This is a genomic window from Aquidulcibacter sp., assembly GCF_020253525.1.
In the GTDB taxonomy this organism is placed as follows: Bacteria; Pseudomonadota; Alphaproteobacteria; order Caulobacterales; family Aquidulcibacteraceae; genus Aquidulcibacter.
Window position 1 is genome coordinate 1 of sequence record NZ_JADCBK010000121.1, and the last position, 8,686, is coordinate 8,686.

Annotated in this window: 8 protein-coding genes; 3 read left to right on the top strand and 5 right to left on the bottom strand. The window is 56.8% G+C overall.

What is annotated here, in order from left to right:
* Positions 1 to 124 precede the first annotated feature (124 nt).
* From IOB61_RS13385 to IOB61_RS13395, 3 genes are read left to right on the top strand one after another with little or no spacing between them, the layout of a single operon-like run.
* Positions 125 to 865: an SDR family NAD(P)-dependent oxidoreductase gene (locus tag IOB61_RS13385; protein WP_290817644.1), complete on the top strand. Its 741-nt coding sequence runs from the start codon at positions 125 to 127 to the stop codon at positions 863 to 865.
* Between the two features lie 7 nt (positions 866 to 872).
* The gene (locus IOB61_RS13390) at positions 873 to 1,472 is read left to right on the top strand and encodes a 2-hydroxychromene-2-carboxylate isomerase (protein ID WP_290817647.1); all 600 of its coding nucleotides are present in this window, start codon (positions 873 to 875) and stop codon (positions 1,470 to 1,472) included.
* Complete coding sequence (locus IOB61_RS13395) at positions 1,469 to 2,278, top strand: thioesterase family protein (RefSeq protein ID WP_290817650.1); 810 nt, start codon at positions 1,469 to 1,471, stop codon at positions 2,276 to 2,278. The genes IOB61_RS13390 and IOB61_RS13395 overlap by 4 nt, the downstream gene beginning before the upstream one ends.
* Positions 2,279 to 2,284: 6 nt before the next feature.
* Here IOB61_RS13395 and IOB61_RS13400 read toward each other — a convergent pair whose 3' ends face one another.
* From IOB61_RS13400 to IOB61_RS13420, 5 genes are all read right to left on the bottom strand, one after another.
* Positions 2,285 to 2,833, bottom strand: coding sequence for a response regulator (locus tag IOB61_RS13400; protein WP_290817653.1), 549 nt, complete (start codon positions 2,831 to 2,833; stop codon positions 2,285 to 2,287).
* Positions 2,834 to 2,955: 122 nt separating this feature from the next.
* A complete protein-coding gene (gor, locus tag IOB61_RS13405) occupies positions 2,956 to 4,338 on the bottom strand; it encodes a glutathione-disulfide reductase (protein WP_290817655.1) in 1,383 nt (460 codons plus the stop codon).
* Positions 4,339 to 4,426: 88 nt separating this feature from the next.
* Positions 4,427 to 4,765 carry a hypothetical protein gene (locus IOB61_RS13410; protein WP_290817657.1) on the bottom strand — a complete coding sequence of 113 codons (339 nt, stop codon included), beginning with the start codon at positions 4,763 to 4,765 and terminating at the stop codon, positions 4,427 to 4,429.
* Between the two features lie 58 nt (positions 4,766 to 4,823).
* Positions 4,824 to 5,024, bottom strand: a complete 201-nt coding sequence (locus IOB61_RS13415) for a hypothetical protein (RefSeq protein WP_290817660.1) — start codon at positions 5,022 to 5,024, stop codon at positions 4,824 to 4,826.
* A 35-nt stretch (positions 5,025 to 5,059) separates the two neighbouring features.
* Entirely contained in the window at positions 5,060 to 8,494 is a 3,435-nt protein-coding gene (locus IOB61_RS13420; RefSeq protein WP_290817663.1) for a DNA methyltransferase, read from the bottom strand.
* Positions 8,495 to 8,686: the final 192 nt, after the last annotated feature.

Consider the following 8,686-nt stretch of genomic DNA (forward strand, 5'->3'; position numbering starts at 1 on the left):
CAACGCATATGCAAATACTCTCTTAGTTGACGCTGCGGAGGTGATTGACGCTGACCAGCGCCGCCCGTTAAGTGCGTTTAGTTTATGGACTGACTATAGGCGTCTGGCCAAGGAAAAAGCAAGCATGACCCAAGAGCGCGCGAAAGTTTGTCTGGTGGTAGGGGCTGGCGATGGCCTTGGAGGGGCCATTGCGCGCGCCTTTGCCGCCCAAGGCCTGATTGTGTGCATGACGCGCCGCCCACGCAACCTCGACAGCTTGGAGGCCTTGGCCCAGTCCATCCGCGATCAGGGCGGAGCGGCTTATGCCTTTGGCATTGATGCGCGCGAGGAAGAACCGATGGTGGCTTTAATCAATAAGATTGAGGCCGAGATTGGCGATTTAGAAGTCGTGGCTTTCAATATCGGGGCCAATGTGCGCTTTTCGATCACAGAGACCACCTCGCGGGTCTATCAAAAAGTCTGGGAAATGGCAGCCTTTGCAGGCTTTGTCGCTGGGCGCGAGGCGGCGCGCGTGATGAGCCCGCGGGGACGCGGCACCATCATCTTTACCGGTGCCACCGCAAGCTTTCGCGGGCGCGAGGGCTTTTCTGCCTTTGCCGGGGCCAAACATGCCTTGCGCGCTTTAGCCCAAAGCATGGCGCGCGAATTAGGCCCCAAAGGCCTGCATGTCGCCCATGTGATCCTAGACGGCATGGTTGAAGGCAGCTTTATAAAAGGCTTATTGCCCGATTATGAGGCCCGCTTGGCCAAGGGCGATATCATCCAAGTCGATGAGGCGGCCAAGAATTGGGTCTGGTTATGGAACCAAAATAAATGCGCTTGGACCCATGAATTAGATCTGCGGCCCGGCAGTGAAACCTGGTGAGGAAACCATGAAACAGCTTGAATTCATCTTCGATTTTGCAAGCCCCAATGCCTATTTGGCCTATCATGCTTTAGGCCCAATTTTGGAGGCGACCGGGGCAGAATTGGTGATTACACCCTGTCTGTTGGGTGGCATTTTCAAAGCCACGGGCAACCAAGCCCCCATGGTGGCTTTTGGCGGCATCAAGAATAAGCTGGATTATGAGATGCTGGAGATGCGCCGCTTTATCGCGCGCCACAAGCTGACAGCGTTTAAAATGAACCCGCACTTCCCGCTGAACTCTATTCATGCCCAGCGCGGCCTGATCGCTGCCCAAGCCGCTGGCGTCGGCCTGCCTTATTTGCAAGCCGTGCTAAAAGGCTTTTGGGAAGAGGGATTGAAAATGGATGATGTGGCTGTGATCGAACAGGTTCTGACCCAAGCAGGCCTAGACGGCCCTGCCCTGATGGCCGCAACGGCCGCGCCCGAAATTAAGGCTGCCCTGATTGCCAATACCGAAAGTGCCGTCGCGCGCGGGGTATTTGGTGTGCCCAGCTTCTTCGTGGGCAGCGAACTTTATTTTGGCAAGGACCGTTTAGGCCAAGTACAGGAAGCTTTAGCCGCATGAGCGACACACCCGCCCCTACCCGCTTTGATACTTTGCTAAACAGCATGGTTCTGAAGGACGGCACCTATCAAACCACAGTTGGACCCGATTGGATGCAAGGCCGCACCCTCTATGGCGGGATATCATCGGCCTTGTGCCTGCATGCCACCCGCCTGGCCTTTCCAGACCTGCCCCCCTTGCGGTCTGCCCTGATTGCCTTTGCGGGGCCCAGCGCCGGGGATGTGCATATCCGCCCAACCATCCTAAGGCAGGGCAAGTCTGCCGCCTTTGTCACCGCTGACTTAAGCAGCGAAGCCGGATTTGGCGTGCATGCGACCTTCTGCTTTGGGGCAAGCCGCGTCTCGACCAAGCGGCAAGTCCTGTTAGACATGCCAAGCCTGCCCAGCCCCGATGAAGTCTATCGCCCAAAGCCAAAGGACCGGGTGCTGCCGCATTTTACCGACCATTTCGACATGCGGGTTGCCAAAGGTGGCCTCCCGCTATCGGGTGCGCCAGATGCCGATATTTGTTGGTGGCTGAAAGCACTTGATAGCCATGAGGATTTTGCTGAAGCCACGCTTTTGGCCTTGGCCGATGCGCCGCCTCCCGCCGCCCTCAGCCTGTTTGACAGTTTCACACCCTTAAGCACCATGACCTGGATGGTGGATTTCTTGGCCGACGATCTTTCAAGCCCTGACGGCTGGCATGCCGCCCATTTAAAGAGCGAGGCGATTGCCGATGGCTATTCAGCCCAGAATTCCTATGTCTGGGCCTCTGATGGCAAGCCCCTTTTAGCCTGCCGCCAGACAATTGCTTTGTTTGGCTGATCTTCCTTAAGGGGTATGGCGCGGCAGGACCAGCAATTCGTCAATCCGCGTCGGGACCTTATCCTCTCGGCGCTGCTTTGGCGGTTCAATATCGGGATTGACGCGCCCGGTGCGACGGCAGGGACCATTATAGCCTTCAGAGGAAATGAAGGGTCGGGGCTTTTCGAGGGCTGCAACCAAGCGCGTCAGCAAGACTGAGCTTGAAAACGGCTTTGCCACCAATTCAGTTACCCCTGCCTCGCGCGCCTCATAGACAAAGGTCATGTCGCTGCGACTGGCCAAAAGAATGATGGCAGACATGCGATTGACGCCCAACTTGCCCGAACGGATCAGCCGCGTGATGGCGATCGAGTCCAAATTAGGAATGCCAGAATCCAGCAAGATCGCCCGATAGGGGATCGAGCGGACCGCATCGATAAATGCCTTAGAATCAGACACTTCATTGATATTGCTGAATCCGTAATGCAATAGGATCGAGCGCACAGCCGAGCGGATCTGCGGGTTTGACTCCGCCAAAAGGATCGGGGCAGCTTTGCTCTGCGGGGATGGGCGCATCGGCACCTCGCCTGGCTTTCAGTGTGGATAGGGCACGCACAGGGTAACTTACCCATCAGTAATGGGCAGGGGTTACAGATTGCCTAACAGAGAAAGAAAAAGGCTTAGGCCGGGCTTCTGGCCTATAAAATGGGTGGAACCCACTTGTCTTTCATCGTCACCAGCTCTTCGGCGACCGTGGGGTGGACGGCGCAGGTCGCGTCAAACTGGGCCTTGGTGAGCCCATGTTTAACCGCAATACCAACGGCTTGGATGATTTCTGCCGCGTCAGGCCCAACGATATGGCAGCCAATCACCACATCATCGGAAGGCCGCACAATCAGCTTCATCAGCATGCGCGTCTCGTCATTGGGCATAACATAGCGCATCGGCCGGAAGGTGGTCTTATAAATATCAACCGGGCCATATTTTGCCCGCGCATCGGCTTCAGACAGGCCAACCGTTCCCGTTGGAGGTTGGGAGAAGACCGCGGTGGCAATCGTATCATGGTCAAAGGCCATAGGCGTGCCGCCAAAGACGGTGGCGGCAAAGCACGCCCCTTCCCGGATCGCCACCGGGGTCAGATTCATCCGATTGGTCACATCGCCCACCGCATAGATGGAGGGCACAGAGGTTTGGGAGAAGGCATCCACCTTGATCGCGCCATTGGCCTCGCGCGCCACGCCCACGCTCTCACAGCCCAGCCCATCGCTATAGGGGTCGCGGCCCACCGCCAGCATCAAAGCCTCGGTCTTGACCGTTTGGCCACTGACCAAATGCGACACCAAGCCCGTTTCAGTCTTCTCCACGCTGGCCAAGACCGTGTGGGTCACCACGCGAATGCCCTTGCGCTTCAATTCGCCATGCACATGCAGGCGCACATCATCATCAAAGCCGCGCAGCACCGTATCGCCGCGATAAAGCAGCGTCACATCAACGCCCAAGCCCTTCAACAAAAACGCAAACTCAACGGCAATATAGCCGCCCCCGGCAATCAGGATCGACTTAGGCAGCGCATCCAACAGGAAGATTTCATTGGAGGTGATCGCATGCTCAATCCCCGGCACTTCGGTCGGCACATAGGGTTTGCCGCCTGTGGCAATCAGAATGAACTTGGCGGTCACCGTCTCGCCCGTCGATAATTTCACGCTGTGGGGGCCGGTGATTTCGGCGCGCGCTTCGATAATGGTGACGCCCGAATTGCGTAAGTTACGCGCATAAATCCCGCTCAAACGGTCGACTTCAGCGCCCACATTGTCGCGCAGCGTCGGCCAGTCAAACTTTGCCCCCTCAAACGTCCAGCCATAGCCCGGGGCAATATCGGCCATTTCATGACCAAATTCAGAAGCATAGATCAAAAGCTTTTTCGGCACACAGCCGCGGATCACACAGGTTCCGCCAATGCGATATTCTTCCGCCACCGCCACCTTGGCCCCATAAGCCGCACTCATCCGCGCCGCCCGCACCCCCCCAGAGCCCGCACCAATGACAAATAAGTCAAAATCATAGGCGGTCGCGTCAGTCATGGAAGGTCAGCTTTCGTTAGAGGTCGAGCCTTTCCATGTAGGGCGCAGGGTGGATGATTGCTAGGTGGGGGATGTGGATGGGGGGAGGTTAGCGCCTCCAGTTTTTGACAAAGTTTGGGTGTCGCTCATGGAAAGCCCTCAACTCTTGCCCATCCAGTGGCTTTAAACTGCGGTCCGGCTGCAGAACATAGAGACAGCCCTCAATCTGGGCTGACGGCTCACCGACAATGATTGCTTGCTCGATCGCGACGTAACAAGTTTCATCAAGGATTTGTCGCTCTAAGGCCTTGATCTGCTCCAAGACATGCAGTTTGGTCGGATCGAGGTCCCAAGCAGATTTCAGAAAGCCCAAGCGCTCGCGGGGGTCCAATGCCCGCTCGGCCATCGCCCGCATAGCGGCGGCTAAAGGCCTGTTCATTTCAGACATCGTCCTGCACCCTCTCCGCCCACACCTTTTTCTCGTCACCCCCTAAAACTAAATGCATTTACTGTTCGGCATAATACTCTGTCAGATTACCGTCTTCATCCAAAACCCCTTCTGCCTGAAGCTGAGCAAGGGCGGCCTCCTTTGACCCCGCAAGTTTTGCGTCAAAGGCCGCAGCCAAATCCCGAAACCGGATAACAGCCTGGGGGGAGTTCAGGTCGAACAGGGGCTTGCATACAAGATCATTTTTCCGGTTCGACATTTCATTTCCTTCAAAGCAAGTTCCATCACGATCTCTCAAGCCCGATACCGACCTTCGCCTGTGCGTTGGATGCGGCCATAGGTGGCAAGGGTCAGGAGGATTTGGTTGACGCGGGGTTCGATGCGCTTGCCGCCGCCGCGGAAGACCCGCGCCAATTGGGCTGCGGTAACTTCGGCCCCTAAATCACGGACCGCACTTTCCACTTCAAAGGGCTGGGAGTCGCGGTCCTTAGGCCAAGTCGGCAAGCCCGAAGGGCTTGGCAGGCTGGGTAGCCCCAAGTCCAGTTCCCCCGTGGTGCGTGTATCGCCGGGCCTGCCAAAGCGGCCGATTTGGAAGGCGGGCCGCAGCCAGCGGACATGGCCTTTGGCTTCCTCAGCCCGGCGCTCTTGATTGAGGGCGACAAGGCGCGCCAACACCTCTTGCTCGCTCAAATCATGTGGCCAGCCATAGGCTTCGGCGACCGCCGCATCCAAGCGTTCATGCAAATGGCGAAGAATATGTATGCGGCCCCGTCTGGCTTGATCGTCTTCTTCAGCCGTCAAAGCGGGTGGCGATCCCCCCTCCACCACGCTTCGCGCGGTCCCCCTCCCCCGTGCAACGGGGGAGGACAAGGCTTGCACCTTTTCCAAGAGATTATAGAGGCCAGTCAGCGTCAAATCCGGATTTTCCGCCAAAGCCGCCTTACGCGTCGCGTCCAATTCTTCGGCAATCGCGCCAATCATGGCTTGTTGTTCAGGGGTGGCATCGGGGAATGGGAAGGGGTCGAAGCAGCGGGATTTTACATAAACCGCTTCACGGTCATAGACGCCCAGCATGCCCGAGTTGGCAATGTACCAATCAAAATGGATACGACTAGACAGCACGCCCAATACTTCTGGTCCATCGCAGCCAATCGCCAGAAGCTTGTTATCCGGCAAAATCTCGGCATCCAAGAATTGGAAAACGCGATGCTTGGAGGTCTCCACGGTCACGATATAGCGGGGCAAGCCATGCAAAAAGGCTCTTAGATCTGTGTGCTTTCTTCCAAATAACCACCAATGTTTGCGTCGATATTCTTCGTTATTCAAATCCCGCTCAGGCTTAACCTTGACCAGAAGATGCTGAAACACTTCTGGATAGGTCTGCCTTACCTCTTCTTCACTTAGTCCTTCACAATCAATCACCATCACATCACGGGATCGCCCCATAATATCCCGGCCATTGCGATAAGGCCGGATGTGCTTCTCAAGGCCCGAGCGGGTGCCAAGTCCCAAGAGTTGGGCTTCTTTTGGCGTTACGATGAAGCCGCTTCCATGCAAGGCCACCCCGCGACTAGCTAAACCCTCATTTGCCCGCAAAGCCAGCGCTTTGCTCAAGTCCACCCCAATCGTCAGATCAGGATTCACCCGTCCATGCTGGGTATGAAACTGGATTTGCGGGGTGTCGCTGTCGAGGCCCAATTCCTGTGTCACGGTCAGGACTTTACCGTCATGATTGCCCGCTTCGGCCACCGTCATGGCGATGCGCACACTGGCAGCATCCTTAGTAGCTTTGGTCCAAGGATGATCGCCAATGGCAAAGACGATCGATAAAGGCGACTTGGTCGCCAAATGGCGCTCCACCACGCGGCGCTGAAACACTTGGGTGATGGAATTGGTAGTCACAAAGCCAAAGCGGCGCAGGCGAGTTTTGGGGGCGGTCAGAAGTTGGGCGGCGCGGTCCCACCAATACATCACCAAATCCGCGCTATCATTCATGGCCGGATGGGCTTTCCACAAGGCCTCGCAATAAGCCCCGCCCAATTGGGCACGAATATCCTTGCCCCCAATGAACGGCGGATTGCCAACAATAAAGTCTGCCTCTGGCCAAGCGGGTTGGCGTGGATTTGGATAGAATTCTTGCCCGTCCTTGACCTGGGGAATGGGAAAGCCATCCCAGGTCAGCACCGCATCCATTTTGGTGATATTGCCAAAGGCCTGCAGGATCGGCTCTGCCGGATGGCCCTCGCGGTTGCGGTAATGCTGCTGCAAATGGCCCAGCCACAAAACAAGCTCAGCAATACTGGCCGCGCGCGGGTTGAGTTCTAGTCCTAAGAATTGATCTGGCGTCACACCCTCGCCCTTCAAGAAGGCCAAGCCCTCTTGCCCGCCCAATTCCTCCATCGCATTGAGGACCTCGCCCTCTAAGCGCTTCATCAAGTCTAAGGCGACATAGAGAAAATTGCCGGTGCCACAGGCGGGGTCGAGCACCCGCAAGCTGCACAGCTCATGATGAAAAGCGCGCACCAGTTCCGTCGCACGCCCGTCAAAGCCATCGGACTTGGCTTGTTCTGCTTTGCGGAGAGTCGCGTCCCAATCGCGCTTTAGCGGGCCCATAATGGTTTCTTCAATGACGCGCTCAACATAGGGGCGCGGGGTGAAATGGGCCCCCAATCGTGCCCGTTCTTTTGGGTCGAGGGCTTGTTCCAACAAGGTGCCGAAAATTGCAGGCTCCACCTCGCGCCAATTCTTCTTTGCTGCGGCTAGAAGCTCACCAATTTCGGCCTTTTCCAATTCAAAAACCGTGGTTGAGGCAAACAGGCCACCGTTAAAATGGCGCACCTTGGCATCAATCGCGAGGCTATCGCCGCCTTTATCCATCGCCTCCCACAAATCCTTCAAATTGCGGGCAAAGCGCTCGGGCTTTTCCAGGCTGCGGGTCAAAAGATCGGTGAAGCTTTTGGGCGGTAAAAGCGCGACATCTTCGGCAAACATGGTGAAGATGCAGCGCATCAGGAATAGGGCCACATCCTCTGCCGCAAAGGCCTTGGCCTCAAGCGACTTGGAGACCTCTGCCAATCGGGTCGCGATCTCGCGCGTGGCATAGGCCGCGCGCGTTGCGGGGTTCAGGCTGTGCGGGTCCGTCCAGATCGCGGCCAAACGCCTGCGAACATCTTCATCGCGTAAGTCTTCCAGCAGGATGCGGTTGTTCAAGCGGTCTGGAAAAGAGGAATAGCCCCGGCCTGTGCCCGTCCAGTCGGCATAAATATCGAGGCAGCGGCCCACATCAGCCACGATCAGAAAGGGCGGGGCCTTATGATCGGGTGGCAACATGGCGACGTAATCGCACGCTTGGGTGAAGGCGTTGCGCATCAGAGCATCCCAAGCAGGCTTGCGCGTTATGGCAGGTGTGGCCTCTAAGGCAGGCAGGGTGAGTTGCTCATAATTGGGCACATATTTGGCATTATCCACGCGCCAGCGGCTCTGCTTGGCTTCGAGGATGAAATGATCGCGCTTGTACAAATCAATGCGCTTTGGCTGGGCATTAGGTTGCCCTACAGGCCGGACAGCCCGCTCAAATACATAGTCATTCAGCTCAGTCGTTGCCGCAGAAGGGTCTGGCCTCGCCACCCCAAGCACTTCCGTCAACTCACTTAAAAACGCCTGATAATTCGCGCGTTCAGCACCACCTTCTCGGCCCGACCAGCGGTCCAAGAAATAGTCCAAATCCATAGGTTGTTTTTGGCGTCAAAGCGATCAGGCGTCAAGATGACGGGACATTCGTGCGGTGGGCCTAAACCTCCACCATATCCACCCCATCCTCATGACCGAGAAGCACGGTGCGGACGGTGCGGGGGAAGGCGAGGAAGATGCCGTTTTCGACGACGCCGGGGATGGTATTGAGGGCGGTGGCGGTGGCGGCGG